At 56.2% G+C, this 26,348-nt stretch carries 21 protein-coding genes; 12 read left to right on the plus strand and 9 right to left on the minus strand.

Annotated features, from left to right (window positions below; genetic code table 11):
- Nucleotides 1-37: 37 nt before the first annotated feature.
- The 4 genes from SH139x_RS03755 (at nt 38) to SH139x_RS03770 (ending at nt 5,760) form a co-directional block, all read left to right on the plus strand.
- Nucleotides 38-2,134: a hypothetical protein gene (locus SH139x_RS03755; RefSeq protein WP_488353949.1), complete on the plus strand. Its 2,097-nt coding sequence runs from the start codon at nt 38-40 to the stop codon at nt 2,132-2,134.
- 229 nt (nt 2,135-2,363) lie between these two features.
- The gene (locus SH139x_RS03760; RefSeq protein WP_488353950.1) at nt 2,364-3,107 is read left to right on the plus strand and encodes an ECF-type sigma factor; all 744 of its coding nucleotides are present in this window, start codon (nt 2,364-2,366) and stop codon (nt 3,105-3,107) included.
- A gap of 196 nt (nt 3,108-3,303) precedes the next feature.
- Nucleotides 3,304-5,028: a serine/threonine-protein kinase gene (locus SH139x_RS03765; RefSeq protein ID WP_488353951.1), complete on the plus strand. Its 1,725-nt coding sequence runs from the start codon at nt 3,304-3,306 to the stop codon at nt 5,026-5,028.
- Nucleotides 5,029-5,349: 321 nt separating this feature from the next.
- Nucleotides 5,350-5,760: a TerB family tellurite resistance protein gene (locus tag SH139x_RS03770; RefSeq protein ID WP_488353952.1), complete on the plus strand. Its 411-nt coding sequence runs from the start codon at nt 5,350-5,352 to the stop codon at nt 5,758-5,760.
- A gap of 112 nt (nt 5,761-5,872) precedes the next feature.
- On the opposite strand, the gene SH139x_RS03775 is transcribed toward SH139x_RS03770, so the two are convergent.
- Nucleotides 5,873-8,578, minus strand: a complete 2,706-nt coding sequence (locus SH139x_RS03775) for a DUF1559 family PulG-like putative transporter (protein WP_488353953.1) — start codon at nt 8,576-8,578, stop codon at nt 5,873-5,875.
- A gap of 294 nt (nt 8,579-8,872) precedes the next feature.
- Here SH139x_RS03775 and xylA point away from each other — a divergent pair, with 294 nt between their 5' ends.
- From xylA to SH139x_RS03810, 7 genes are all read left to right on the plus strand, one after another.
- A complete protein-coding gene (xylA, locus tag SH139x_RS03780; protein ID WP_488353954.1) occupies nt 8,873-10,192 on the plus strand; it encodes a xylose isomerase in 1,320 nt (439 codons plus the stop codon).
- A gap of 7 nt (nt 10,193-10,199) precedes the next feature.
- Nucleotides 10,200-11,228, plus strand: coding sequence for a DNA polymerase III subunit delta (holA, locus tag SH139x_RS03785; protein WP_488353955.1), 1,029 nt, complete (start codon nt 10,200-10,202; stop codon nt 11,226-11,228).
- A 157-nt stretch (nt 11,229-11,385) separates the two neighbouring features.
- Entirely contained in the window at nt 11,386-11,835 is a 450-nt protein-coding gene (locus SH139x_RS03790) for a hypothetical protein (protein ID WP_488353956.1), read from the plus strand.
- Nucleotides 11,836-12,160: 325 nt separating this feature from the next.
- The gene (locus SH139x_RS03795) at nt 12,161-12,475 is read left to right on the plus strand and encodes a type II secretion system protein (protein WP_488353957.1); all 315 of its coding nucleotides are present in this window, start codon (nt 12,161-12,163) and stop codon (nt 12,473-12,475) included.
- On the plus strand, nt 12,415-13,092 hold the full coding sequence (locus tag SH139x_RS03800) for a DUF1559 family PulG-like putative transporter (RefSeq protein ID WP_488353958.1): 678 nt from the start codon (nt 12,415-12,417) through the stop codon (nt 13,090-13,092). The genes SH139x_RS03795 and SH139x_RS03800 overlap by 61 nt, the downstream gene beginning before the upstream one ends.
- 10 nt (nt 13,093-13,102) lie before the next feature.
- On the plus strand, nt 13,103-13,546 hold the full coding sequence (locus SH139x_RS03805) for a hypothetical protein (RefSeq protein ID WP_488353959.1): 444 nt from the start codon (nt 13,103-13,105) through the stop codon (nt 13,544-13,546).
- A 41-nt stretch (nt 13,547-13,587) separates the two neighbouring features.
- Complete coding sequence (locus SH139x_RS03810) at nt 13,588-14,769, plus strand: deiodinase family protein (RefSeq protein ID WP_488353960.1); 1,182 nt, start codon at nt 13,588-13,590, stop codon at nt 14,767-14,769.
- A 41-nt stretch (nt 14,770-14,810) separates the two neighbouring features.
- Here the strand turns inward: SH139x_RS03810 and SH139x_RS03815 are convergent, their stop codons facing one another.
- From SH139x_RS03815 to ppk1, 3 genes are all read right to left on the minus strand, one after another.
- Nucleotides 14,811-15,164, minus strand: coding sequence for a hypothetical protein (locus SH139x_RS03815; protein WP_488353961.1), 354 nt, complete (start codon nt 15,162-15,164; stop codon nt 14,811-14,813).
- Nucleotides 15,161-16,543, minus strand: coding sequence for an IS4 family transposase (locus SH139x_RS03820; protein ID WP_488350986.1), 1,383 nt, complete (start codon nt 16,541-16,543; stop codon nt 15,161-15,163). Before SH139x_RS03820 ends, SH139x_RS03815 begins: the two co-directional genes overlap by 4 nt.
- A 333-nt stretch (nt 16,544-16,876) precedes the next feature.
- The gene (gene ppk1 / locus SH139x_RS03825; protein ID WP_488353962.1) at nt 16,877-19,180 is read right to left on the minus strand and encodes a polyphosphate kinase 1; all 2,304 of its coding nucleotides are present in this window, start codon (nt 19,178-19,180) and stop codon (nt 16,877-16,879) included.
- 501 nt (nt 19,181-19,681) lie between these two features.
- Here ppk1 and SH139x_RS03830 point away from each other — a divergent pair.
- Entirely contained in the window at nt 19,682-20,089 is a 408-nt protein-coding gene (locus SH139x_RS03830) for a hypothetical protein (protein ID WP_488353963.1), read from the plus strand.
- Nucleotides 20,090-20,125: 36 nt separating this feature from the next.
- Here SH139x_RS03830 and serA read toward each other — a convergent pair whose 3' ends face one another.
- From serA to SH139x_RS03855, 5 genes are all read right to left on the minus strand, one after another.
- The gene (gene serA / locus SH139x_RS03835) at nt 20,126-21,751 is read right to left on the minus strand and encodes a phosphoglycerate dehydrogenase (protein WP_488353964.1); all 1,626 of its coding nucleotides are present in this window, start codon (nt 21,749-21,751) and stop codon (nt 20,126-20,128) included.
- A gap of 45 nt (nt 21,752-21,796) precedes the next feature.
- Nucleotides 21,797-22,906: a 3-phosphoserine/phosphohydroxythreonine transaminase gene (gene serC / locus SH139x_RS03840; RefSeq protein WP_488353965.1), complete on the minus strand. Its 1,110-nt coding sequence runs from the start codon at nt 22,904-22,906 to the stop codon at nt 21,797-21,799.
- A 127-nt stretch (nt 22,907-23,033) separates the two neighbouring features.
- Entirely contained in the window at nt 23,034-23,837 is an 804-nt protein-coding gene (locus SH139x_RS03845) for a tetratricopeptide repeat protein (RefSeq protein ID WP_488353966.1), read from the minus strand.
- A 419-nt stretch (nt 23,838-24,256) separates the two neighbouring features.
- On the minus strand, nt 24,257-24,430 hold the full coding sequence (locus tag SH139x_RS03850) for a hypothetical protein (protein ID WP_488353967.1): 174 nt from the start codon (nt 24,428-24,430) through the stop codon (nt 24,257-24,259).
- Between the two features lie 145 nt (nt 24,431-24,575).
- Nucleotides 24,576-26,348, minus strand: coding sequence for a Na+/H+ antiporter NhaC family protein (locus SH139x_RS03855; RefSeq protein WP_488353968.1), 1,773 nt, complete (start codon nt 26,346-26,348; stop codon nt 24,576-24,578).

Raw genomic sequence — 26,348 nt, forward strand, 5'->3', positions numbered from 1 at the left:
TCTTTGGTGTCCATTGACCGCACAGTCCGGGACTAACATGCTGCTACGAATGTTTGCCCTGCCGGTCTTGCTCGCCGCCATCTACCCAGCGGAAACCTTGCTTGCGCAAACGCAAGTTCAAAGGGCTCCGGTTCAGGGGGCCGCGCAAAACTCGAATTGGTCTCCGTCCTCGACGAATCAGCGAGCGATGCCCGCCCGACCATCCGGGCCAGCCCAGTATATGATGAATAGCCGGGAATTCGATATCCCCGTAACGATTGATCAGTCCGGGACGCGGCCCGCCGAAGTGCGTTTGTTTGTCTCGCGTGATCAGGGCCGCCAGTGGGCGATTGCCGCTCGGGGAGAACCTAGCCGCCGCCAATTTCAATTCGCCGCACCCGAGGATGGCGTTTATTGGTTCGCCACACGGACCCTCGATGCGGCGGGGAATTCCTATCCGGTCGGTAGTCAGCTGGCCGCTCAATTGATCGTCGTCGTCGATACTTCGATCCCGCAACTCGAATTGCAGGCCGATGCCGATGCCGTCGGCGACGTGCAAATCGATTACGCGATCAGCGAAGCGTTCATCAATCCAGCAAATGTCCGCATCCTCTACATGACTGATACGCAGCAGAGTCAGTGGAAGCCGTTGGACCCCGATTTAGCGGCTGCCAGGCAAACGGCCAGCGGGAAAATTCAACATCGCATTCGCTTTCAGCCACGCGATGATTGGCGGTATATAAATTTGCGATTCGAGGTCAGCGATCAAGCTGGTAACCAGGCCACGCTGACCCGCCAGATCGAACGCCCGCGATTGGCTGCCAGTCCCGATTGGTTGGCGATGCGCGGTGGACAGGCCCCGGCACCACGGCTGAATACTTCTACAGGAGCCAGTTCACCTCAAGCCAGCTCGCCCCAACTTGCGCCCGGTCAACTGCCACCCGCTGGTCCACCAACGTATGATCCGACGCAGTCGTCAGCGGTGCCCGGTGGCTCCCGTGGTGATGCGGGTTACGCCATGACCACTCCCCTGCCCCGCGCGGCAGCCGCTGCCCAGTATGCACCGCCGTCGCCCAGGGCTGACCTGCGCGGCTTTGATCAACAGTCGACATGGTCCGCCAATCGGCCCAACGCTAGTCGTACAACTGGCGATGGTTCCGGCTTCGGTGGGCGACCGCTGACTGCCCAGCCTGTCTCGCGGGGTCGCGACGATGGGCGGGGTCGCGACGATGGTCCGACAACTCCCTTGCCGCCCAGCAGCGCGATGCGACCGCTGGAGATCGAATCGTTGCCGCTACCACCTGGTGTTCGTGATCAGGGCGAAACGGTGGCGACCGATATGGAGCGGTCGGTGGACGATTTCTCCAGCGACTTTCAAGCAGATAGCACGCGGGGTCAAACCAAGCCGATAGCTGACGATTCAGCAAACTCCAGCAGCGGTTCGCAAAATCTGCTCGGCGATTCCTCGGCCTACGCTGGCGATCCCTTGGCGATGACGGTTGCTCTACCAGAGATTGACGAATCGGAAATTCGTCACACCCGCCTGAATCGTTTCGAGCTAAATTATGAGGTCGAAGCGATTGGCTCGCGGGGCGTCTCGGCGGTAGAGTTGTGGGGGACCCGTGACGGTGGCCAAACGTGGAAACATTGGGGCGTCGATCCCGATCTGGAGAGCCCGTTTGATATCGAAACCAACGGCTCAGGGTTATATGGTTTTTGCATCGTGGTCGTTGGCCGCAACGGTTTGACTAGTCCTGCGCCACGTTCTGGTGACCCAGCGGAAATCTATATCCGCGTCGATACCGATGCACCCATGGTTCACATCACGGCGGCACGCTATGGCGAAGGACCTGAGGCAGGATCGCTGATCATTGAGTATCAATGTGAGGACGAGCAACTGATCAAGCGACCGATCAGCTTAGCGTACAGCGAGTCGGCTGAAGGACCGTGGACGACGATTGCCGCCGGCCTGGAAAATACCGGCCGGTACGCTTGGCCCGCTGACCCGCGTTTGCCAAAGCAACTGTTCCTGCGGATCGAAGCGACCGACCGTGCAGGGAACGTGGGAATCGAATCGACCTCCCAGCCAATCGCCATCCATGGCTTAGCTCCCCGCGCACGGATCCGCAGCTTTCAGCCAATCGACCGCAACTAGCCCTTTCCCAAGTCGGAAAGTGGCAACGGGTTGTGGCCCCGTCTTTGTCCCTATCAGGGATGCTGGGCTCTTCTTGTAGCTTGCGATTGGGATCTTCGGATAGACGGGCCGGGAGACCCACCCTGCCTTTGGCTGGCTGTAGACGTTGTCCCGCGAGCGACTGGCGACGATAATGGCTCGCTGGTGATTGAGTGCGAGTGATTGGTTTTTTTGTAGATTGCGGGCAAGCATGAGCGAACAGGGGCGATTTGCGACAACACGTTGGACGGTGGTGTTGCAGGCTGCGCGGGAAGATCCCGGGGGCCAGCGTCCCGCGTTGGCCGAGTTGTATCAGCAGTATCAACAGCCGCTATACGTGGTCGCGAGAGTGCGGGGGTTAGCTCACGAGGACACCGTCGACGCACTGCACGATTTCTTTTGCGAATTGCTGGATGGCAACCTACTGGCCGCAGCCGACCAACAACGAGGCCGCTTTCGCGCCTTCTTGCTGACCGCGTGGCGACGCTTCTTAACAGATGTTTATCGTCGCGGTGCCGCCCTCAAGCGAGGTGGCGAACATCAACGGGTCTCGATCCACGTAGTTGCCGATGCGAGTTTTGACCAGCGTTTAGCGACGATCGGCGACAGCGTCGCCGAACAAGACGCCTGTTTCGATCGCGAATGGGCCGAAAGCGTGCTGCGGAGGACGCGGCAACTATTGCTAGCCAGCTACCAGGAACGAGGTCGGGAGGAGTTGGCTAAAACACTGCTGCCCCTGCTGACCGTTCCGCTAGACAGCGTCCGCTGTGCCGAGCTGGCGACCCAGTTGCAATTGTCGACCACGGCAATCAAGGTAGCCTTGCACCGACTGCGCAGTCGCTACGGGCAACTTCTCCGCCAAGTGGTCGCGGAAACGGTGGATCATCCCGACGAGATCGACGACGAACTGGATGCCCTGCTGCGAATCGTCGGAGACGTTCAACCCACGCATTAAAAAAATTCGTGGATTGCTGTAACTGGTAAGATTGAAACCCGAACAGCTTAGCGGAGCACGATTTCACGTGCCGGACGCGCGGCCGCGTCGTCCTTTCCCGGCTTCTACAGCGTATTCAGAAATGGTTGAAGTTATGGTAGCTCAGCGCGCACCAGACCAGCACACAGGGGAAAGTTGCCCCAATTGTGGTAACCGAATGGCGGCTGCGGGTGAATGCAAGACCTGTTTATTACAGCTCGGCAGATACGCTGGTGGGGCCGGCCAGATTGGGCTCGAACCGACCCAGGACCATATTGACAGCGACCGCCCCGGATCCGCCCGGGCTGGCGAACGAGTGGCTGGCGGGCCCGCAGTCGGCAGAATCTCAGCCGCCGAAATGGCCGAACGTTTTCCACAGTATGAAGTCTTGAACTTAATTGGCTCAGGTGGGATGGGGGCCGTCTACCGGGCGCGGCAAAAGTCGCTCGATCGGATGGTGGCCATCAAAGTCATTGAGGAAAACGATCGCGACCCGGCTTTTGCCGAGCGATTCTCCCGAGAAGCTCGCACCCTCGCCAAGCTCTCACACCCGCACATCGTGACCGTCCATGATTTTGGACACAGCGATAATCTGTTTTTCTTGGTGATGGAGTATATCGAAGGGGTCAATTTGCGGCAGGCCATTCACGCCCAAGCGTTTGACCCCAGCGACGCCTTGCGAATCATTGAGCAGGTTTGCCAAGCGCTGCAGTACGCCCATGGACGCGGCGTGGTGCATCGCGATATCAAACCCGAGAATATTTTGCTGACCGAAGATGGCATGGTGAAGATTGCCGACTTTGGGCTGGCAAAACTGCTCGACGATGACAAGCGAGAGGTCACTCTGACGGGCACGCGTCAGGTGATGGGAACGATCGCTTACATGGCGCCGGAGCAGGTCGACAATTCGGCGGCGGTGGACCACCGCGCCGATATCTACTCGCTGGGAGTCGTCTTTTACGAACTGTTAACCGGGCATTTACCCTTGGGCCGGTTTGAGTTGCCCAGTCAACGAAGTGCCGCGGTCGACCTGCGAATTGATCCCGTTGTGATGAAGTCGCTCTCGCGGGCACCTGCAGATCGTTATCAGTCGGCCTCCGAATTGTCGAGTGAGATCGCTGGCATTCCCGCCGCCGCAGTTGCTGGAGTATCTAACGAAGATCACCCCAGCGCTCAGCGGACGTCTGATTTGCAAATGGGTAAACAAGGGCAACCGGCACCGGTCGCCGCGCTACCGAGTAGGAAAGGTGTTGGTGAGTCGGGGACGCTTCGCGGTGATAGTATTTCATTCTCTCTTAAGCAAATGCATGGAGGCTTTGCCGAAGGACAGGGGATGCTGCAGTTCGAGACCGACCGTTTGATTTTTGAATGGAAGGTGAAAGACTCGCTGTTTGGTGCGATCGAAAGTAATCTCAACCGTTTGGAACTGCCAGTTGATCAAGTTTCCGGCATGCAGTTAAAAAACTACGGGATCTTCACACGTCTACTAGTGAAGGCCAGGACTTTGCAGGCTTTAGAGCCATTGCCACAGGAAAAGTTGGGAAGCGTGAAACTAGCGGTTTCCAGGGCGGATCGGGAACTAATTCAGCATTGGATATCAAGTTATAATTTGCATCCGCAAGTCGGTCTTGTGCCACCAGGTTCACATTCGGGAAATACCGGCAAAGCATTAGATTGGAAGATTGCCGTATTGTTATTGGCACTGTTTTTTATTCCCGTGTTGGCTGCAGGCGCATTGGTGTTATATTTCGTAGCCATTCCACAGCCTTATTCCACTGATGGTCGGAATCGCCCAGCTGTGATCATTGATCACCAGCGCGCTGTAGATTCGATCCAGGTTGACAAAGACGGCGTTGAAATCCAGTCGGGAAACAAAGCCATCTCGGTCACTCAGGATGAATGACAAGGCATGCTTTCGTGAATTGGCTCTCGCTCGTCACAGGGTAATTCGAACGGTTATGTCCGAATTACCGCTTGATCTGGATTAGGTTCCCCGACCAAAATTGTCTTGGCGAGACCGTCTTACACAGTAGCAGCATGCCGTACCAAAGAATGCATCGAAAACCGCGGAGCACAGCGGCTGGGTGCGAAGCACGCCAGCCGGTACCAACCGCAAACTTCCAATCACTCATGCCGGCTAACTTTGGGTTGAAATGCCAAGAGTTTGCACCTATGCTCCTGTTTGTTGTGTAGGTCAAGTATCCCGACGAAAGGTGCTTTTAGCATGGCTGATTTTCTCACAATGCCCCCCGATGATATCCTCCAATTTCTAGTGGACGCCGGGAGCATCAACACTGAGGCCGTTCAAACACTGGAGAAATATCTCGAATCCGATTGGATTATTTCTGCCGATGAAGCAGAGCTGTTGTTTCGTGTCAACCGTTCTGTCGGAGAACGCGAGGAGAACTGTCCGTCTTGGAACGACCTTTACGTTCGTTCAATCTCACGCTACGTGCTGTTTGATATGAATTCCCCGGGTGAAATCTGCCCCGACGAGGCGGAATGGTTGCGTTCACATATTGCCGCTGATGAAGGAATGTCGAAGTCGGATCGTGAACTTTTACGTTATATCCATAGCCACGCGACTAGCTGCTGTGACTCCATGCAGCCACTGTTCCAAGCGGCCGGCATGTAGAGCCAACAAGCGATGCCCCAAGGCCGTGCTTGCAATGAATCATAGCGGGCGGCCAGCCTGCGGCTGAGTGCCTGCTAGCGACGCGTCAGTCAACTTTCTTTGTTTAGCGTTCCTAGTTTTCCCCGATGCGGGACCAGTCAACCGCTTCCCCATCATTACGTGTCACCATCAACTTGAATTGTTCGGGAGCAACATCGGCTGCAATAAACCGCACCGCACCGTCGCTGATTAGCACGTTAAAGCCTCCCTCCCTGGCTTGGCCGAGACCGCGAGTTGGGTTTCGCTCGTCATAGGGCAAATCAACCGGTTGCGTCCAAATCACCGCTTGTTCAGGATCGGCTTCGACAACCAAAATTGTGTTGGAAAGGCCGTCGGTTGCCGCTGAAAATCGCATCCCGGCTTCCCCTTCCATCATGGTGTTGGCGCCGCCGAAAGTCAGCAGATTGGTCTTACCCTTCGCCAAGTCCATTCCAGGAGTGGAAAACACCGCTGGCATACGCTCCACCAGTGTCAAGTTATGCTCGCTGTCCCAAGGCTCGTCCAAATGAAAAGCTTCATAGAGTTCGTTTTCTCCCAAGAACGGTAGCAATTGCACTCGCCAGCTGAGGCCAGCCGCGCCCGCGGGCAACTCCAATTGCCGCGGCGGTAGGTTACCATGGACATCGTGGAAATTATGAAAGGCCAAGCCGATTTGTTTTAGATTATTCATCCCTTCCATGCGCTCAGCCGCCGCTCGAGCCGCTTGGACGGCTGGCAGCAGCAGTCCCACCATGAATGGTCCCTGCAGACCGACTTTGGCATCGAGCCGCATCACCAGTTGTCCATCTTCGATCACCGGAGATACATTTTCGATTTCCGTAGTCATCAAGCGATTTAAGTATCGCGCAAAGCCGGCGGCCAACTCGGGGCTTTCTGTTTCAATAACTTGCATGACCTGTTGGCTCAACAGGCCCTTCACAGATTCCATCGAGTCATTGATGATGGTTTGCAATGCCTCGGGCGCGGCATCTTCGCGAGGTTGTAACCGCAACGTGAAGTAAGGGGCTTCTTCGAGCGATATGACAAAGCTGGCGGAGTCCAGAGCTCCCGGGATGGTCTTCAGCGGTTCGAAAGGTGGCGGGAGTGGCGGTAATTGCTCCACACCCGCTTGAATCAAGACTTGCAATTTTGCCAAATCGAGTGCGGCGAGAGCGTTCCCAGTGCCGTGCTGGGCCAGAATCCTATCGCCCAACTTGCTACTCCGCTCACCACGTGATTCGTTTGCCAACGCGACGGCTAACACTTGCTGCACTGCGGCTTCGTTACCATAAACATAGACCCCATCTCGCAGCATCGCGTGGCAGAGCGGTTCCGGCTCGTTCTCAAAGAACACCTTGGTATAGGCTTTGCCTCGAAATTCAGCTTGCTTCGACTCGCCTGGCAACCGCAGTTCTAAAGGTTGATTGGCGGCTGTCTTGATCAATACTCCCAGGTTGACATGATCGTCACTGAACGGGAGTGTTAGAAAACCGACCATGGTTTCCAATACAATTGGATCAGCACCGATATTATCCGCCACGAAGCTGCGGAGAACCTCGAAGGGTAGATGCTCCAGATTGGCCTCTTGCATCATCGCCTTGGGGCTGAGGGCCAGGGCAAAATAGGCGTCCACGGGGAGCAGCGGCAGCAGGACTTCGCAACCAAGGCTGGAGCGAGCTTCCAGATAGCGATAGGCGCCCACTAGTTCATCAAATTTTTCATCTTCAGAAAGTTGGCGGTAGACGCCCGCCAGTTCGTTGAGTGTCATCAACTGTGACTTGAGCTCAACGCCCAAACGATCCTCGATCATCCGTGTTTCTGCGAAAGCCTTTTCGGCTTCACGCCAACGCTCCTGGCTGATTAACAGCAAACCATAGTTATACAGCAACGAAGTGAAACGCTGGTTCTCACGACCGATCGTTTTTTCGTATGTTTCTTGGGCAATGAGAAAGAGTTTTTCGGCCTGAGCATCATCATCACTCTTTCGCCACCAGGAGGCGCAACGTTCGAATTGGCCGGCCAACGTGGGTGTGTTTCCACCAATCTCGCGAAGTGTTTGCAAGGCCGGCGTCATCATTGCGGCTGCTTGCGCAAGTTTAGTCATGGCGGCCAACTGCTCGGCCTCTGATTGTTGTTGCATCGCGGCTTGAAAACGCTGTTGGTCCTCGGGCGACGCAGCGGCCAAGCGGCTCGCTCGCCGCTCTAAACTGACCAGCAACGAGTATTCGATCAGATCGACATCCTGACGTCGTCTGGCCACCTCCAGCACGGTTCGGAAGGTGTCGGCCGCCGCCGCGTATTGCCCCGCGTTAAAGTAGGTCTCAGCCAACAACCCGCCATCATCTTGGTATGTCTCCCGGTAGGAGTCTGCCAAGGCAACTTGCGTGGCCCCCAGTTCGGCCTCGGCCATCAGCATCAGAGCTTTTTCAACTCGCCACAAACTGGTCAGCCGTTCGATCGACAACGGCACATCGCCCGCTTCATTTGCTTGACGATAAGCGGCGATCAGTTCGTCTTTCCGCGCGACCAAGCCGCTGAAATCGCTGGGCAATTCGTCGTCATCCTCTGCGCCCGCTGCTGGCTGATTGGCTGCTGGCTGACCAGCGGGCTGTTCCACCGCGTCGTCCTGTTGGGCAAGAGCGGTGGGCAGATTGGGCAACAGGCCGCAGCCGACGAGCAAGGCACCGCAGAGCAAAAAACGGAGCGAGCTGATTGCGAATTCGCCCGGGCTGTTGGCGACGGGCTGGTGGACTCTGTTCCGGGAGGCTGGGAAATTAGCACACTTAAGCAGCAACTTCATGAAATCACCTACTGGGACGACTGCCGCGACATCAACGATTAGTTTCGGGGAATAAGTTTACAAAAACTAATGGCATTCCAATCGCGGCAGCGACAAAAAAGAGGGGTGAATTCACGTTTTTTGCGGCAATTCGCCCGAACCAAAGCGAATCTGCCGGAAAAATCTTGCGGTGGAGCTGGCATCGCCGCCGAGGCGAAGTGGACTACTGGTCTACCACCGGTTGCCCGGACTGGCCTGGATCTCGATATTAGGGGCCTCGTTTCTCAATCCCCCTCCACACAGAGTCAGGCCATCATGAGCGCTTTTCCGGATATCAACGTCGTGCAATACGAAGGTCCCGACAGCGACAATCCACTTGCTTTCCGCTGGTACAACCCGGAGGAGGTGGTTGGCGGCAAAACGATGAAGGATCATCTGCGGTTTTCTATCGTCTACTGGCACACCTTCCGTGGCACGGGTGCGGATCCGTTTGGAGCGGGCACGATGGTTCGCCCTTGGGACGATGGCAGCGATTCGGTGGAAAACGCTTGCAACCGCGCTCGCGCCGCGTTCGAGTTGTTCGAGAAATTACAAGCTCCCTATTATGCCTTTCACGATCGCGACGTGGCCCCCGAGGGGAGTAATTTGCGGGAATCGCACGCCAACTTTGATGCCGTGGCAAAGGTGTTGCAAGAGGAGCAGCAGCGGAGCGGTGTGAAGCTGTTGTGGGGCACCGCCAATATGTTCAGTAATCCGCGTTTCATGCACGGAGCGGCGACCAGCAGCAACGCGGACGTGTTTGCTTACGCGGCCAGCCAAGTCAAAAAGTGCATGGAAGTCACCAAGGAACTCGGTGGTGAAAATTATGTTTTCTGGGGTGGTCGTGAAGGCTATCAAAACCTTTACAACACCGATATGAAGCGAGAACTGGACCACTTGGCAAAGTTCTTCCACATGGCGGTCGATTACGCCAAGCAAATCGGCTTTAGCGGGCAATTTTTGATTGAACCGAAGCCTAAAGAACCGACCAAACACCAGTATGACAGCGATGCGGCGGCTTGTCTCAACTTCTTGCGATCTTACGACTTGAAAGACCACTTTAAGCTGAACTTGGAGACCAATCATGCCACGCTGGCCGGGCACACCATGATGCACGAGCTGGATTACGCTGGTGGTCAAGACGCGTTGGGAAGCATCGACGCCAACACGGGCGACTTACTGTTAGGCTGGGATACCGACCAGTTCGCCACCGATTATTATTTGGCAATCCAGACGATGTATTACATCCTCAAACATGGTGGGCTGGGGAGCGGCGGTGTCAACTTTGATGCGAAAACTCGCCGCGAGAGTTTTGAACCGATCGATTTGTTCTACGCTCACATCGGCAGCATGGACGCTTTTGCAAGAGGTTTGAAAGTTGCCCAAGCGATGCTCAGCGAAGGCGCGTTGCAAAGCTATATCGATCAACGCTATGCCACTTGGGACACGGGGATCGGTGCGAAAATCGAAGCGGGTCAAGTTGGCTTTGCCGAACTCGAAGCTTACATGCTGGAGAAAGGTGAAGTATCGGCCAACCTCAGCGGTCGGCAAGAATTGCTGGAGAATGTTGTCAACCGTTACCTCGATCGCCGTTAGAGCACCAATGCCACAGGAAGCCTTCGACCTGCTCGCCACTCCGCCCGATCTCGACACGCTGCCTCCGGTGGTCGTGTTGTTCGGCGAAGATAGCACGCTGAAAAGTTGGGTGCTGGCCGCTTTGACCGGCGGTGAATGCGATTCGGTCGAGGGCGAAGAATCGCAATGGCGTGATATTCGCGACGAGGTCAGCACCGTCTCTTTGTTCGATACCGGACGACGCGTCCTCGTCGTTCGTCGCGCGGATGCTTTGCTCAAGTCGGCTCGCCTCGACGTCGAGGACTATGTCGCCAAGCCATCTTCGGCGGGCCGTTTGATCTTGGAACTGCAAAGCTGCGCGGCGAACACGCGGCTCTACAAAGCGGCTGACAAGTCGCATCTCTTGGTGCGTTGTGCGATCCCGCCCAAGCCTCGGGGCAAAACTCCTGACATGGATCGGCTGCGCAAGTTTTTGGCCGCTTTTGTTGCTCCACGTCACCAGTGCAAAATGGCGGCCGCCGCGATCAACGTATTGATTGAACTGATTGGCAGTGACATTGGCATGCTCGATACGGAGATTGCCAAATTGGCTTTATATGTACAGCCCGGAGGGCAGATTACCGAGCCGATGGTGCGCGAAATTGTGGGGGGCTGGCGGGCGAAGTCGACCTGGGACACCATTGCCGCGGCAGCCAGCGGCAACGCGGCGGAAGCCTTGCGGCAACTCGATAAAATGCTTGCCAGCGGCGAACATCCCGCCGGTTTGATTCCACAAATTGCTTGGTCGGTGAGGCGTTTTGGATTGGCAACGTCGGCGATTGAATACGCCGAACAAACGGGCAAGCGGGTTCCCCTGAGTGTCGCTTTGAAAGCGGCCGGGTTTCGCGAATTTGATAAACAGGCTGAGCCCCAGTTGCGTCAGATCGGTCGTGAACGGGGCCGGCAGATCTTGACTTGGCTGCTGGAAGCCGACTTAAAACTAAAAGGCAGTCACAGCAGCGCGGGACTCGACCGTTGGCTGCTCGAAGAGCTAGTGCTAAAGCTGGCCAAAGCCTAGCTAGCCTGCTGACAAACGCATATTTGGTTTGGGCTCACCGCACCGTCGGCGATTCGCTATCGCTCGGCCAAGCAGGTGAAGGGGCGGCATTATTTGATTGACAGCAAGCGAAGGGAAGTATAAGCTCGATTAGTAATCTCTTCTCTTTGATGTTCCGATGCTCGCAACTCACTCGCTAACGTCATCACTCCGCCTTCGCAACTATGTTGCGATCGCTGTGCTCGCGTTTTGTTGCGGTGCCTCCCAGGTGGCCCACGCCTCCTGTGGTGATTACTTGATGCCCTTGGGAACCCACCACGCGGATAGCTCGGTCAAAGGCGCATCGCTAGCCCTGCATCCGTCTGCCAGTTCCCTGCTGCTGCTTGCGGTGGAACCATCTTCGCAGCCTTGCCACGGTCCTGGTTGCGGTCAATCAAAGCCAGCAGAGGGCTTTACCACTTCGGTGGTACCGGTGAACCGTAATGTCCAACTCGATCTATGCAGCGGTGAGCCTGCTCGCAATCTGCCTGATGCACTGAAGGTCGAGTGGTTTGTCATTACATCGGACACGATCACCACCCATTGCTTGGGCTCGCTCTTTCGCCCCCCTCGCCAAATCGCTGGCTGAGAGACATCGCTAGATGTTGCCTGCTGAGCTAATGCTGCGCATGGAAATTGCGCTGCAGACTTGGGTCCGACGCCGCGCACCAACCTGAACTGTTTAACGCAACAGGTGGGTGGGCTTGGCAAAATAGCTTAGTGGCAGCTCTGCTGACGTCTCATTCCGCGGACTCCATCTCTGGCGGTTCGCGCCCTCGTTTACTGATTGGCAAATTTGGCCATTTTGACTCGGCATTACGCTGCGCTGGGCTAACTGCTGCGCGCAACGTAAGGGTTGAGGTTGCTGCTCAAAATCTAATCACTTCCCATCTTATTGGTATAGCGAATTTCCAATGCATACAACACGAACCGCTTTTACGCTTGTCGAACTGCTCGTTGTCATTGCCATCATTGGCATTCTCGTTGGTCTGCTGCTACCCGCTGTGCAGTCAGCCCGCGAGGCGGCTCGCCGCCTGCAGTGCTCAAACAATCTAAAACAGATTGGTCTGGCGATGCACAACTATCACGACACTCACGGTAGTTTACCTTTCGGTATGGGCGGCACACGAGCTGCGACGGGGGCCCCGGTTACTCAGCCGTCAGCCTCATGCTTCCATTTCTTGAACAACCGGCCCTGCATGGTTCCATCGACTTCCGTTTTCCCCTGACCGATCCCATCAACGAGTTCGCGAAATCGCAAACAGTGGCCGGGTTCCTCTGTCCATCGGATCGCGATAACCCGCAACCGCAAGCCGGTGGGGCGATCAATTACATGGCCAGCAAGGGGAGTCTACACCTGTGGAACGACACCAGTCAAAACGGCGTCTTCATTGTCTTTAAGTCGCTTCGCTTTCGCGATATTCAAGATGGGTTAAGCCATACCGCCGCTTTCTCGGAACGTCTGCTCAGCGACGGCAATAACGGGTTTGTCAGTGCCGAATCAGACGTTTTTCGGGGCTCCGGAAATCCGGCCACCCTCGATGACACGATCACCATGTGCGAAGCGGTCGACATTAACAATCTGGCAAACCAGTTCCCCATTTTCATGGGTGCTCCCTGGATCAACGGACAACACACCTACACGCACACCGATACGCCCAACCGTCGTTCTTGCGGGTTCATGCCCGGCAAAGCCACGATGCCAGCGACCAGTCGTCATCCCAGCGGCGTGCAGTTGCTCCGTTGCGATGGCTCCGTTCGTTTCACAGCTGAAACAGTCGATCGCCTGACTTGGCGAGCGATTGGCACACGCGCCGGCGGTGAAGTCATTGATTCACTCGAATAGGGGCACGAACATGGTATTAACTAAATACAGCACGGCACTGCAGCGCGGCAGTCATGCGAGCCTCGGGAGAGCTTCCTGGCTACTGCATTTCATGTGCTTGTGCTGCCTTTTATTGTGCGGCTGCGGTGGATATGACGCGAAAGATCACCGCGTCGACGTGGTGCTGGCCAAACAAACCATCCAGCGCGTACTGGAGAGTTGGCAAGCTGGCCAAGAACCTGATGAATTGCGCCGACAAGATCCCGAGATTGTCGTGCAAGACCTGGACTGGGCGGGAGGCAAAACCCTGCAGAGCTATCAGTTGCTGAACGAAGGAGTGGCCATTGACGCCAACTTCGAGTGTGAGGTCATGCTCCAGCTCGTCGATGGCCAGGGAAAATCACAATCCCGGCAAGTGACCTATCTCGTTACGACCAGTCCCAAACTAACTTGTTTTCGCAAGTTAAATATGTAATTCCCAATATCTCCTACCGACAGATTTCACGAGGAACTTTTATGCGATCTCAAATAATTCGATCCATTGTTTTGTTGTCTTGCTTAGTCCCCATTACTAGCGGTCCAGTCGTGGCCGACGATGCGAACACCTTTCAGCCGCTTAGCCCGGCAGCCAGCGCGGCCGCAGATGAGCTATTGACGAAACTCCAGCCCGGCTCCGAGGGTCGGGCCATGCTCGAGGCAATCCTGGCAGGTTCCAGAATGGGTCCCGATAGCGGCTGGTTCCCAATGGCGCAAAGCCAAACACGCTTTGACTGGTCCTATATGGAAGAAAAATATGATCTGAATGACGACAATGTGCTCAGCCGTGATGAATTAATGCTGGCACCTTCCCAGTTTGCACGCATCGATCGTGACAACAATTCACGAATAACCGCGGAAGATTTCGACTGGAGTCAAAGCTTGCTGCGAGATAATCGTGGCAGGATACTGTTCAGTCAAGCGGACACGGACTCGAATGGCAAACTGACCTCCAGCGAATTTGCCGCGTTATTTCATGCACTCGATCCCGAGGGGGCTGGCTACATTGCCTTGGATGATCTGGCACATTCTTTCGCACCCCCAGCGGACCGCTCCGCCGAGCAATCATTTGGGCCCGATCGCAGCACCCTGGTGCTCGGTTTGAAACGTCAAGAAATTGGTTCCCTGGAAGCTGGTCCCGAACTCAATCAACTGGCCCCCGACTTCACCTTGCGTGATATTAATGGAACAGTCGTAACGCTGTCGGAAGTAAATCGTGATCGCCCAGTCGTGCTGGTCTTCGGTAATTTCACTTGCGGTCCCTTTCGCCAACAATCGGGTAACATCGAGAAACTGTACAACCGCTATAAAGATCAGGTCGCATTTTATTTGGTTTACGTCCGTGAAGCGCATCCGGATGACGGTTGGATGATGGCTCGCAATCAACAAGCCGGGATCAGCTTGAAGCAGCCTCGCAGTGACGCGCAGAGAAGTCGCGTTGCCGAGACATGCCGTTCGCACCTCGATCTTTCAATTCCCTTCTTGGTCGATAACATCGACGATCAAGTTGGTATCACTTATAGCGGCATGCCCAATCGCTTGTACCTGCTCGATGGCAGCGGACGGATTGCTTTTAAAAATGGTCGCGGACCGTTTGGCTTTAGCGTTCCAGAGCTGGAGCAAGCGATCGTTTTTTTGCTGGCGGATATGACCAAGCGTTAATATAGGTTCGAAACCGCATTGCAGAGGTACTTGTTTAACAGTCAGCCGGAGGCGTACTTTTCCTGCGGCTTGTTAAACGAGTACGCCTGCGGCTTGTTAAACGAGTACGCCTGCGGCTTGTTAAACGAGTACGCCTGCGGCTTGTTAAACGAGTACGCCTGCGGCTTGTTAAACGAGTACGCCTGCGGCTGACTGTTAAACGAGTACGCCTGCGGCTGACTGTTAAACGAGTACGCCTGTGGCTTGTTAAACGAGTACGCCTGCGGCTTGTTAAACGAGTACGCCTGCGGCTTGTTAAACGAGTGCGCCTGCGGCTGACTGTTAAACGAGTGCGCCTGCGGCTGACTGTTAAACGCGTGCGCCTGCGGCTGACGTTTAAACGCAATACCGTTCAATGAAGCATAACCACTGACTGGTCAAAGGTTTTCGTCAACGGTTCTTGGTTTCGATGTTCGGGGCGGCATTTGTGCCAACGTGACATTTTTCGTTTGATCACGCGTGGGTTGATGCGGTTGCGGCGCGGCGGGATTCGCTCACGACTCATTTCCCAGACCACAGCTGCATACCACTGCGAGAAACTTACTTCGTTGCTCGGATCGCACTCCGGTAATCGAGTCTTGAGTATTTGAAAAGAACCCTTGAACGACAACCGATCAACGTCCATGTTCGCTTCGGTAGCCGCTTCAAGCATTAACGCGCGAACCACGAAATGACCTAGCGACATCGCATACAACTCTTGCTTCAGACCGTCGGTCGTTTCGCTGCGAAGATTCGTTGTCTTCTCGGCCCGACAAGGATCTTGGTGAGTCTTCTGCTCATCAAAGACCATTTCTTCTTCCCAGCGTTCGTGGTACTCCATAATCAGTTCCATGGCCGGAAACTCCATCGGGTCCATCAGGTTGGTCATCAATCGATGAACTTCATCGTGACCGACACGCTGAGGGTCATCAAGCTTGTACTCGATCACTCGGACTAGGATGCCTTGTTTGTCATTTTCGCGATACCAGTTGCTCGGATAAACCTTTGCCAAGAAGGATCCATCGTCGAAGCATTTGATCGGTTTGAACACCATCGACTTTTGAATGCGAACAAGCAATTTGTGCTTCTCATGCAGTAATTTCCAGTGTTTGTAGCTAAAAAAGCCCCTGTCTTCGTACAGTAACGCGTCTTCGGGAATACGATCCCATAGCTGCTCGACCAGCTTCTTTTCGGAGTCTTTCCAACCGCCGTAAACAAATGCGAACTCGATGTGAGTTCCGAGTTCGACAAGACTGACTTTACGGACTTGAGGAAAGGGGGCTGCGCCACGACTTCCTGACGAGCGTCCAAGATGCTGATGCGCATCGCAATCAGGCAACTCGAGAACCGTACCATCGATCGCGACCCGGCGCATACCGCGATAGAACGCACCAGGCGTCTGCGGCGTGGCCAATGGGCGGACCACTAAACTGTGCAAGGCAACGAGTGGTTCGCTCCCAAGTCGTTGACGCGCTATACATAGGCTGGACCTAGCTGGCGATTCTTCTCCGTGCCGCAGCCGACGGCAGGCTTTGAAGACTTGACGGATAGGAAGCTCAGTGAAAAGGCCCATTGCCAATACGACCCAAATCATCACTTCGTTGGTCAGCGTGCAGGACCGCTTGGTCTGCTTGCCGGTATCGGCGAGTGCTCGCTCTACAAGTTCAGGTGCAATGATCTTTTCAAGTCCAGCAATCCGATCTAAAATCCTACCGTTGACTTCCGAAGAGAGGTCAGAGCATCCTTGCCCGTTCATGTCGCGGCTCCTTGCGAGGTTGGTTGGTGAGACAACCTAACTCTAGCAGGAGCCGCGATTTACATAAACATTGAACGGTATTGCTGTTAAACGAGTACGCCTGCGGCTGACTGTTAAACGAGTACGCCTGCGGCTGACTGTTAAACGAGTACGCCTGCGGCTGACTGTTAAACGAGTGCGCCTGCGGCTGACTGTTAAACGAGTGCGCCTGCGGCTGACTGTTAAACGAGTGCGCCTGCGGCTGAGTGTTAAACGAGTACGCCTGCGGCTGACTGTTTAACGAGTACGCCTGCGGCTGACTGTTAAACGATTCCTGCTCTAGTGGTTTGGTATCTACTCGTCGTTATCGGCGGGTTGGTGGGGGACAAAGGATGCCGTCCTGACCATTTGAGCTCGTCCCGTCTCTTGCCGCGCGCGGTCGTACAGTTTTTGTTGCGCGCGAAATTCTTCTTGCCCCGCCTTGGGCTGCAGGCGACGATACGATCCATCAGCCTGCATCGTCCAGCTGTAAGAATTATCGTGGAAGTAAGTGTCCAGGACTTGCCATAATTTTTTCTTACAACCGGGATCGAGGATCGGCACCATCAGCTCGACGCGACGATCAAGATTTCGGGGCATCCAATCGGCGCTGCTGATAAACAGTGCTTCCTCGCCACCTTGGTGGAAGAAAAAGATACGAGCGTGTTCCAGATAGCGATCAATAATCGAAGTCACTCGAATCCGCTCGCTCAACCCGGCGACTTGGGGGCGGAGGCAGCAGACGCCGCGAATGTTCAAGCGAATGTCCACTCCCGCTTGGCTGGCTCGATACAAAGCGTCAATGATCTCAGCGTCTACTAGGGCGTTCATCTTGGCAACGATGCGGCCTGTTTGCCCCTCGCGACAGCGTGCCGCCTCGGCATCGATCATGGCTAGCAGCCGTTTGCGGAGGGTCAGCGGGGCTGCATCCAATTGGTGGAATTGCTGTACCTGACTGGAACCGGTGATCGCGTTAAAAAACGCCGAAGCGTCGCTGCCCAGTTCATCGTTGCAAGTCAACAAAGAAATATCACTGTAGAGCCGCGCCGTGGCCTCGTTGTAGTTGCCCGTGCCGAAGTGCAGATATCGCACAATACCTTGCGGCTCGCGGCGGACGATAATGCAGACTTTGGCGTGTGTTTTCAGCCCTTTCACTCCATAGATAACTTGCACACCGGCCTGCTCCATTTCTTTGGCCCATTCGATATTGCGGGCTTCATCGAATCTCGCTTTTAACTCCACCACAACCGTCACATATTTGCCCCGTTCCGCCGCTCGCATCAAAGCTTCCACAATCGGGCTCTGACGACTGGTGCGATATAAGACTTGTTTGATTGCCAAGACGTCGGGATCTTGGGCAGCCTCTTCAATCAAACTGACAATCGGATCGAAACGTTCGTAAGGATGCACCATCAATACATCGCCCCCCACCATGTTCGCAAACATCGATTCACGGGGATCAAGCCGAGCTTGACCATGGCCGGGCCAAACTGGATCGCGGTGGGCGTCAAAACCTTCCAGGGCCGATAGTTGGAATAAGTAGGACAGGTCGAGCGGACCGGCGTTACGGAACACGTCGGTTGGTTCCAGTTCCAGTCGGCTGCGCAAATATTCCGTCATCGTTTCGCTGGCGCGGTGATCAATCTCCAAACGAATAACGCTCGATGCTTTGCGGCTCTCCAACACCTCTCCCATGCCGGCCATCAAGTCGGCCGCGCTATCCTCGCGAAGCTCCACGTCGGCGTTGCGGGTGACTCGGAGCGGCCAACACTCGGCAACTTGCCGGCCGGGGAAAAAAGCTTCGATCGATTCACAGGCAACGTCTTCCAACAGGCCGTAGGCGTAACCGTTGTCGGCCGGCAGCGAGACGACTCGCGGTAAACTGCGGCCAAGCGGGATGATGGCGTACTCGGGCACAGCCGGCTCGCCGCTCTGTTCGCCGCTATCCTTCGGGAGGGCTGGGGATGACGCCGATCCCTTTGCCTTGCCGCTGTTTGTCTTGCCCCCTTTTGAGCCAGCGGTGGGCTGATGCTCGTTTGCCAGAGGTTCTAGACGAGCGCACAGATGAACTTGCAGGCCGGGCAGCAGCGGAAAGGGATGTTCCTCGAAAAGCATCTGCGGGGAGAGCACCGCGCTCACTTCGTTTTCGAAAAAACGATCAGCCGCTTCGCCTTGCCGGTCACCACATTCCGCCAAGTCGACACGTTGCACGCCGATCTGGCTGAGCGCCGGTTCCAATTGCTCAATCAAAACTTGATACTGGTCATCTCGCAACCGCTGACAGCGATCGCTGACAGCTTTTAATTGATCGAACACGTTGGTCCCGGTGAGATCGACCGCGTGCGGATTTTGTTCGGATTGCATTTTCAAGCTGCCCACCCGCACCATAAAAAACTCGTCCAAATTCGAGCCGGTGATGGCGAGGAATTTGAGCCTTTCGAGCAATGGCTGCGAGTCATTGGCGGCTTGTTCCAGCACCCGCTGGTTGAACTCCAGCCAACTTAACTCACGATTGACAAAGCGATCGGCAGGCAGTTTCGCGGATGCTTTTCGCGGCGATTTACGGGGCGATTTAGAACTGCGTTTCGGCACGGTGGGATCAGGGCGTTGAAAGGTCATGCTGAGGTTGATCGCGGAGGTGGCAAAGCACCGGCCGCGGGGCGTGCTTCCAGTGTACGCCAGCGGGCCACAACTGGGCAGATATGAACTGGGCAGAGATGAACTGGGCAGATATGGATGCCGGCAGTTCTCCGGCTCCGGTGGTTCTTTTCGGCGGAACTTAGTTGTCTTGCGCACTATTGCGGCGGTCAGGCCGCGCGAAAAACGGGCACGGAAACCCGCAGTTTGACGTTAACTCCAATAAGATAGCCCCTAAGGGACGATTCTGCTCCGCTAATGAGCGTCTGGTCACTGGCACACCGTTCGCTTTGTTTGTTCGCTAGTGTCTTTCCGAAAATCATCTTTCCATAATCCGCCAGCAACCGTGAGCGGCGGCAAGCAACTTTCGGACGGGCTCCAAGGTAAAGCATTAGTCAGACGCGTTGGCGGTTGGGATGGCTTGCCACGCGAGAGCTCTGGGCCGCTTTGCCGTGACCACCTTTCTTGGAGGCAAAGCCAATCATGACGATGCTACTGCTCCTCAGCACCTTGCTGTTATCGACCTGCGTCAAGCAGCATGCCGTGTATGACAAGGTCGACTTAATCGAAGTCAATCATTATCACGATGAATCAGGTCGGCACGTCTTTGACCAGCTGATCTTCTACGACTGGCATGCCGGCCAGAACCGCTTTCATGTGCGAGCCTGGCGACTGATCAAAGAGCCTGGGCAAACGCCGATGCGGGACCACGACGACAAGGTGTGGCGGGTGATTTGGCACGATGCCGGGGTGTTACGGCACGTGGAGGCGAGCAGCCACCGCGAGACGTGGACGCAATTTGATCCTGAGTTGGCCAACCGCAGTTACTTGCCGCAGGACCAGCGAAAAGATCTATCGCAGCCTCGCAGCCTCAGCCGTCGGTCGCCCTGATCGGGCAACCTGACGCGAGAACGAGCTCCCGACGCTTTATTGCAACCAGGTTGGCAACTGACCACTGGGGGGCAATTCGGCCATGGTGATGGTTTGGATCGGATCGATCTCGCGAACTTGGTCTAAGGCTTGTCGCGGGGGCAAGCTATCGAGATTCAGCACCCCGATGGCATGGCCGCCCGGTTGGTGGCTGCCGCGGCCGACGGCCATTTGGGCAATGTTGACTTGATGACGACCGAAGACCGTGCCCACGCGTCCGACGATGCCCGGCACGTCGGTGTGGGTGAAGATCAGCATGTGACCATCGAGGAAGGCTTCGAGCCGATAGTCGTCGATCATAATCAGGCGCGGCATGTTTTTACCCAGCAAGGTTCCGCTGGCGGCCATCGTGCGACCATCGCCGGCGACTTCGGCAGTGATGCTGCTGGCAAAAGCGCCCCGTTCGTGACTCTTATACTCGGACAGCTCAATCCCGCGGTCGCGCAACAACAATTCACTGTTGATAATATTGACATCCTCGGCCATCGCTCGTTCTAGCAAACCGGCGCAGAACGCGCTGGTCAGCAATCGCGTATCTTTATCGCAGATATCGCCGCGGTAAGTGAGCCGCAGGGTGCCGATGCCGCCGCCGTGGTATTGCGCCAGGAACAAGCCGAGTCGGTGAGCCACATCGAGGAAGCCGCGCAAATCGTTGAGCGTTTTGGGATCGAGTGAGGCGACGTTGACGGCATGGCGAATTTCACCTTGCAGCAAGTAGTTCATTAGCAAGTGAATGCCTTCGATGGCGACTTGGGTTTGCGCCTCTTCGGTGCTGGCCCCCAAGTGCGGTGTGCAAACGACGCCGGGCATTTTGAACAGCGGGCTGTCGGTGCAAGGTTCGGTGGCGTAGACGTCCAAAGCGACGCCGCCGATGCGACCACTTTTCAGCCCTTCGACCAAAGCCGTTTCGTCATAGATGCCCCCGCGAGCCGCATTGATCAACCGCACACCCGGCTTCAGGTCATTGACGTTCTTGCTGTTGATCAACCCTTCCGTTTCCGGCGTGAGCGGAGTGTGGACGGTTAGGTAATCGATCCGCGGCAGCAGGTCGGCCACGGTGGCGGCCCGTTCGATGCCCATTTTGGCTGCGGCTTCATCGGTCAGAAACGGATCATAGGCGATGACTCGCATTTGAAACGCCAAGGCCCGCATCGCCACTTCCCGCCCGATGCGGCCCATGCCGACGATCCCCAGCGTTTTGTCCGCCAGCTGGGTTCCCATGTAGGCTTTGCGATCCCAGCGTCCGGCGGCCAAACTTTCGTGGGCCGGGGCGATGTTTCGCGACAACGCCAACATTAACGCGAAGGCATGTTCGGCCGTGCTGACCGTGTTACCGGTCGGCGTATTCATGACCACGATCCCCAGCCGCGTGGCGGCGACCTTGTCAATATTATCGGTTCCCACACCGGCGCGCACGATCGCCTTGAGGCGACGATTGCCAGCCAACGATTCGGCGGTGATCGTGACACCGCTGCGAACGATCGCGCCGTCGTATTCGCTCAACGCCTCGCGCAGCTCTTCGCCTTTGAGCCCGGTGCGAATGTCATATTCGACTTTCGGCTCGGCATCTAACAGGGCGATTCCCTCGGGAGCGATATTATCTAGGACAATGATGCGTGGCATGAATTTATCAAACGTGAAATGAGTAATGGATGGTGCGGAACGAGACTAGCGACTGGCGGCAAAGTCTCGCATGAACTCCGCCAGTGTGGCGACACCGTCGCGAGGCATGGCGTTGTAGATACTGGCTCGGATGCCCCCCACGCTGCGATGCCCCTTGAGGTTGACAAGTTGATGGGCGGCTGCTTGCGACAAAAATTGTGCCTGCGTCTCATCGTCGGGCAAGCGGAACGTGACGTTCATGGCGGAGCGATCGGCGGGGGCCGCGTGTCCTTGATAAAGTTGCGGATTAGCATCGATCACTTCGTACAGCATCGAAGCCTTTTCCCGATTTAATTGTTGCATGACTGAAAGACCACCAATTTCGGTCCGCAGCCATTTGGCGACCAAGCCCAGCATGTAAATCGCAAAGGTGGGCGGCGTGTTCCACTCCGAATCATTCTCGGCGTGGTTGCGATACAGCAGATAACCGGGTAAGTCTTGCTGAGCTAACGGTAATAAGTCGCGACGCACGATCACCACGGTAACCCCCGCGGGGCCGGCATTCTTTTGGGCACAGGCGTAAAGCAGACCGTAACGATTGATGTCCAGGGGTCGGCTGAGGAAATCGCTCGACGCGTCACAGACCAAAGGTACTCCGGTTGGGCAGGCGGGTTCTTGTTGAAACTGAACTCCCTGAATCGTCTCGTTGCTGCAGTAATACAAGTAAGCCGCTTGTTCGTTCAGCTGCAGAGCACTGGCCGTGGGGAGCCGATCAAAATTTGTCGACGCACCATCCCAGCGTTTGACGGCGTCACCTTCTTTGACCGCTTCGCCAAAAGCGCCTTTGCTCCACGAACCAGTCACCAAATAATCGGCCGACTTGTCAGTGCCGCGCAACAAATTGGCGGGCACCATGGAGAATTGCAGCTTGGCGCCTCCCTGCAGAAACAGGACCGCGTAATCATCCGGGATCTCCAGCAGATGGCGCAAATCGGCTTCCGCCGTGTGCAATATTTCCACGAACAATTTGTCGCGGTGACTCATTTCCAGCAAAGAATATCCGGCGCCGGGCAAGCAGAGGAGTTCGTCGCGAGCTTGCTCGAGAACCGGAAGCGGCAGGACGGCCGGGCCGGCGGAAAAGTTAAAAATGCGTTGATCGGTTGATTGCAGAGACATCCAGTGAGCCACGCATGGGGAGTGTGGGGGAGCGTCGAACGACTCGACGCAACTCGCGTGGAACTAATTTTAGGATGTTGAAGGCGAATCGAGTAGGGCGTACCCCCAGGGGGACTCGCCGCCGCGGCTAATAACGCCCGCGTCCCAGGTTTTGACTTCCCGGGGGCTGAGCCATTCGCGTGCCACCGCCGCTCAGCGAAGTGTCGTATTGGCCGCTGAGCTGCTGACTCAAAGCGGCGATCCGGCCTTGAACCATCGGTTGCATGTTGTTGAGGCTGAAGCTGCGTTGATAGTTGGCCAGAGCCTGGGTCAAATCGCCCGACGATTCCCGCAACCGCCCCAACGCCAACCAGGCTCGCGCACTGTTGGGATCTTGTTGGACCGCGTCTTCGAGGTACTTTTTCGCCGTTTGCGGTTCCCCAAATTCTTCATAAAGCCGAGCCAGTTCGATCCGCGCGTCGGCCAAGTTAGGATTGTCGGCTGCCCATTTTCGCATCAAAGCAAAGGCTTTATCCGAACGGTTGGTTTCGGTTAGCAAGACCGCCAGCGATCGATAACACTCGACGTGATTGGGTTGATGGTCGAGGCACTGGTTGTATAACGCTTCGGCTTGTTCGGTCAGAGCCGGGTCATTGCGTTGGACGCCCATCTGGTGCGTGACGCGGGCCAAATTGTAATAGCCGTCGGCATTCGTGGGGTCGGAGGCAATCGCTTTCTGAAACTCTTGCATGGCCGCCGAATATTGCCCCGTCTCGAATAACCGAGCCCCTTGGGCATTTTGTCCGCTGGCCGCAAATTGGCAGCCCACTTGCGATGCCAGCAACATACTGACTCCCAAACAACTGACCAGCATCCAGCCAGGGTTCGCGGTTAACCGGCTGAGATGTCCGTTTGCCCTGGTGACATTTCGAGGGGGGGCTGCGGTTTCCATGAGCTTTCAGCTTCCAGCATTCGACCGGGGATATAAGTTCCTCCGGTTCGCGATTCCTCCGAAGGCTGAGCGGACCGTACCAACGGGGAAACAATAGCAGCAAGATCGGTTTGCGAAAAAATTGGATATTCGCTCAAGTCGCTGAGCCGGGCTAACTGCTGGGTTCGCCGCTTAGAGAATTCGAAAGTCCGTAATTTCGACGGTGATCGCTTCAACGTTGATCAAGAAGAACGCACGAAGAGGTGGTTCATCGATAAAGTACAATCCTTCCGATGGGAACTCGCCCTTCTCGGCTGGGTCGTTTTCCAACTTTCGACGGATTGCTTCCGCTGCGCGCAAGACCAACACCGCTGATCCGAATATCTCTGCGATGCGCACAAGTTCTGCGGCCGCATCCAAGCAGAATTAGACGTCGTAAATCACTCAGTAACTCCGTCCCGGAGTTTCGCAGCCACTTGCGCCCAAGAAAGTCGTTTTCCGTCCTTGCTCGCTCTGTTTCGGGCTCGTTCAATCTCTGCCTCGATCAGCTCGATTGGTCCCTCGCTACCGCGGATCCGTTCGGCAATATCTTCGGCAATGGCTACTTTTGTCATGATTGGCTCCTTGATTTGAAACCATTGAATCTTCTGATGTGATGTTTCGCTACGTTGGTGCGATCGGGCGAAATCCCATCCACAAACCAAGCGGCGAACCAACAGTTGCAATGAAGCGCCGAAAACGCGTTTTGGCACTGTTTGCTCAAACGCGCTCGCCCGCTGAACCCAACCGTTGGTCACCGCGTCGCCCCAGCACATACAGCAGCACCAGCAGCGCGAAGGTACCCAACACCAAGGACCACCAGACGTTAAATCCAAGACCGGACGGGATCGTCCCCAACAAGATGCTGACGCCGCCGACGAGCATCGCATAGGGCAGCTGCGTCCGCACGTGTAGAATGTGATCGCAGCCGCACGCTCGGCTGGATAGCACCGTGGTGTCGGAGATCGGTGAGCAATGGTCACCAAAAATTGCCCCCGCCAAGACGGCTCCCACGGTTGCCAGCAACAATGGCCCGCCGGTGTTGGCCGCCTCTTCCGCGCCCACGGCAACCGCGCCGGCAGCGACCGCCAACTTAATCGAAATCGGTGTCAAAATCGCCATCGTGCCCCAACTGGTGCCGGTCGACAAGGCGACAAAACCACTGGTGACAAACACGGCGGAAGGCAAAAACCACTCCGGCATGCGGCTGCTTTGCAGTTTGTCGGCCAGATACCCTCCGGTGTTTAAAAAGGCTTCGTCGGTCATGCTGCTCAGCGACCAAGCGAACCACAGAATCATCATCGCGGGAACCAGCTGGAACGCGCCCCGCACCGCGCCCCAAAAACAATTGGCGGCTCCCATCGCAAAATCGGCTTGCCGACCCAGCCCACGCGACCCGGGAGCCCACGTTGCCGATTCCAGCCAAGCGGCCAACAGGCCGCAAGCGATCGCCGTCAGCAAGCCAGCCACGCTACCCCAGACCAAAGCTTGATAAGAGTCCGCGTTGCCCAGCACTTCGCCCCAATAACGAATCCCCGTTAGTTGCGTCTCGCCCACTGCGGCTTGCCCCGTTTGCACCAGCCAACGCAGCACAACCAATACGCAAACCACCACCGGGATCACGGCAAATAACCACAGCCAACCAGGGAGCTGACGTTCCACTGGCGGTTCGGCTGCCAACGCTTCCGCCTGATGGATTGTGGTACTTTCTGTGGCTACTGCGGAGCCGGCCAATGACGATTGCGGCAACAAGCCCAAGCAGCGGCGTTCTTCGGTCAACATGGGGCCAAAATCTCGCCCGCTCCAAGCCACGAAGGCGACCATCAAGAGGGCCAAGATGGCGTAAAAGCGGTAGGGAATCGAAGCCAAGAAAATCGTAAAGGGGGTAATCTCGGGATTCACTCCCGCCGCGCGCAGCCCATCGCCAATCAGGCTGATCTCGGTCGCCACCCAAGTGCTGACCAACGCCAGCCCGGCCACGGGAGCGGCGGTGGAATCAACCAAGTAGGCCAACTTTGCCCGGGAAAACCGCAAGCGGTCGGCCGTCGAGCGCATGGTGGTGCCCAACAGCAAGGTGTTGGCGTAATCGTCAAAGAAAATGCCCAGTCCCAAGCCCCATACTAATCCCTGGCCAGCCCGGCGGCTTTTCACTCTTCGCATCAGCTGGCGGACCAGGACCTCCATCCCGCCAGCCGCTTCGATCACACCGACCATCGCGCCCAAGGTGAGGCTGAAAATGAAGACGCGTTGGTGATCCCAGCTCTGCAAAGCGGGCCAGAGGTGATCAAACCACAGCGATTGCCAAAAGCGGACCAGCCATATTGCTCCCGCCGCCGACTCGCTTGGGCCAACAGGGCTTGGGCCAACGGGGCTGGTCAGCAAGATCGCCCCCACGATGATCGACATGCCCAGTGATAAAATCACTTGTCGACTGGCGATTGCCAAGCCGATGGCAATCAACGGGGGAACGATACTTAGCCAGGGATAATCCAT

The sequence above is a fragment of the Kothea flammea genome, assembly GCF_052161645.1.
Taxonomy (GTDB): Bacteria; Planctomycetota; Planctomycetia; order Pirellulales; family Pirellulaceae; genus Laterigemmans.

Bases quoted from the DNA above. Each gene is read 5' to 3' on its own strand.
- SH139x_RS03770 (WP_488353952.1), top strand. From the start codon at position 5,350: ATGGCTGATTTTCTCACAATGCCCCCCGATGATATCCTCCAATTTCTA.
- SH139x_RS03845 (WP_488353966.1), bottom strand. From the start codon at position 23,837: ATGGAAACCGCAGCCCCCCCTCGAAATGTCACCAGGGCAAACGGACAT.
- SH139x_RS03800 (WP_488353958.1), top strand. From the start codon at position 12,415: ATGCTTCCATTTCTTGAACAACCGGCCCTGCATGGTTCCATCGACTTC.
- serA (WP_488353964.1), bottom strand. From the start codon at position 21,751: ATGCCACGCATCATTGTCCTAGATAATATCGCTCCCGAGGGAATCGCC.
- xylA (WP_488353954.1), top strand. From the start codon at position 8,873: ATGAGCGCTTTTCCGGATATCAACGTCGTGCAATACGAAGGTCCCGAC.
- SH139x_RS03805 (WP_488353959.1), top strand. From the start codon at position 13,103: ATGGTATTAACTAAATACAGCACGGCACTGCAGCGCGGCAGTCATGCG.
- SH139x_RS03810 (WP_488353960.1), top strand. From the start codon at position 13,588: ATGCGATCTCAAATAATTCGATCCATTGTTTTGTTGTCTTGCTTAGTC.
- SH139x_RS03795 (WP_488353957.1), top strand. From the start codon at position 12,161: ATGCATACAACACGAACCGCTTTTACGCTTGTCGAACTGCTCGTTGTC.
- SH139x_RS03830 (WP_488353963.1), top strand. From the start codon at position 19,682: ATGACGATGCTACTGCTCCTCAGCACCTTGCTGTTATCGACCTGCGTC.
- SH139x_RS03850 (WP_488353967.1), bottom strand. From the start codon at position 24,430: ATGACAAAAGTAGCCATTGCCGAAGATATTGCCGAACGGATCCGCGGT.
- SH139x_RS03765 (WP_488353951.1), top strand. From the start codon at position 3,304: ATGGCGGCTGCGGGTGAATGCAAGACCTGTTTATTACAGCTCGGCAGA.
- holA (WP_488353955.1), top strand. From the start codon at position 10,200: ATGCCACAGGAAGCCTTCGACCTGCTCGCCACTCCGCCCGATCTCGAC.
- SH139x_RS03820 (WP_488350986.1), bottom strand. From the start codon at position 16,543: ATGAACGGGCAAGGATGCTCTGACCTCTCTTCGGAAGTCAACGGTAGG.
- SH139x_RS03790 (WP_488353956.1), top strand. From the start codon at position 11,386: ATGCTCGCAACTCACTCGCTAACGTCATCACTCCGCCTTCGCAACTAT.
- SH139x_RS03775 (WP_488353953.1), bottom strand. From the start codon at position 8,578: ATGAAGTTGCTGCTTAAGTGTGCTAATTTCCCAGCCTCCCGGAACAGA.
- SH139x_RS03755 (WP_488353949.1), top strand. From the start codon at position 38: ATGCTGCTACGAATGTTTGCCCTGCCGGTCTTGCTCGCCGCCATCTAC.
- serC (WP_488353965.1), bottom strand. From the start codon at position 22,906: ATGTCTCTGCAATCAACCGATCAACGCATTTTTAACTTTTCCGCCGGC.
- SH139x_RS03760 (WP_488353950.1), top strand. From the start codon at position 2,364: ATGAGCGAACAGGGGCGATTTGCGACAACACGTTGGACGGTGGTGTTG.
- SH139x_RS03855 (WP_488353968.1), bottom strand. From the start codon at position 26,348: ATGGATTATCCCTGGCTAAGTATCGTTCCCCCGTTGATTGCCATCGGC.
- ppk1 (WP_488353962.1), bottom strand. From the start codon at position 19,180: ATGACCTTTCAACGCCCTGATCCCACCGTGCCGAAACGCAGTTCTAAA.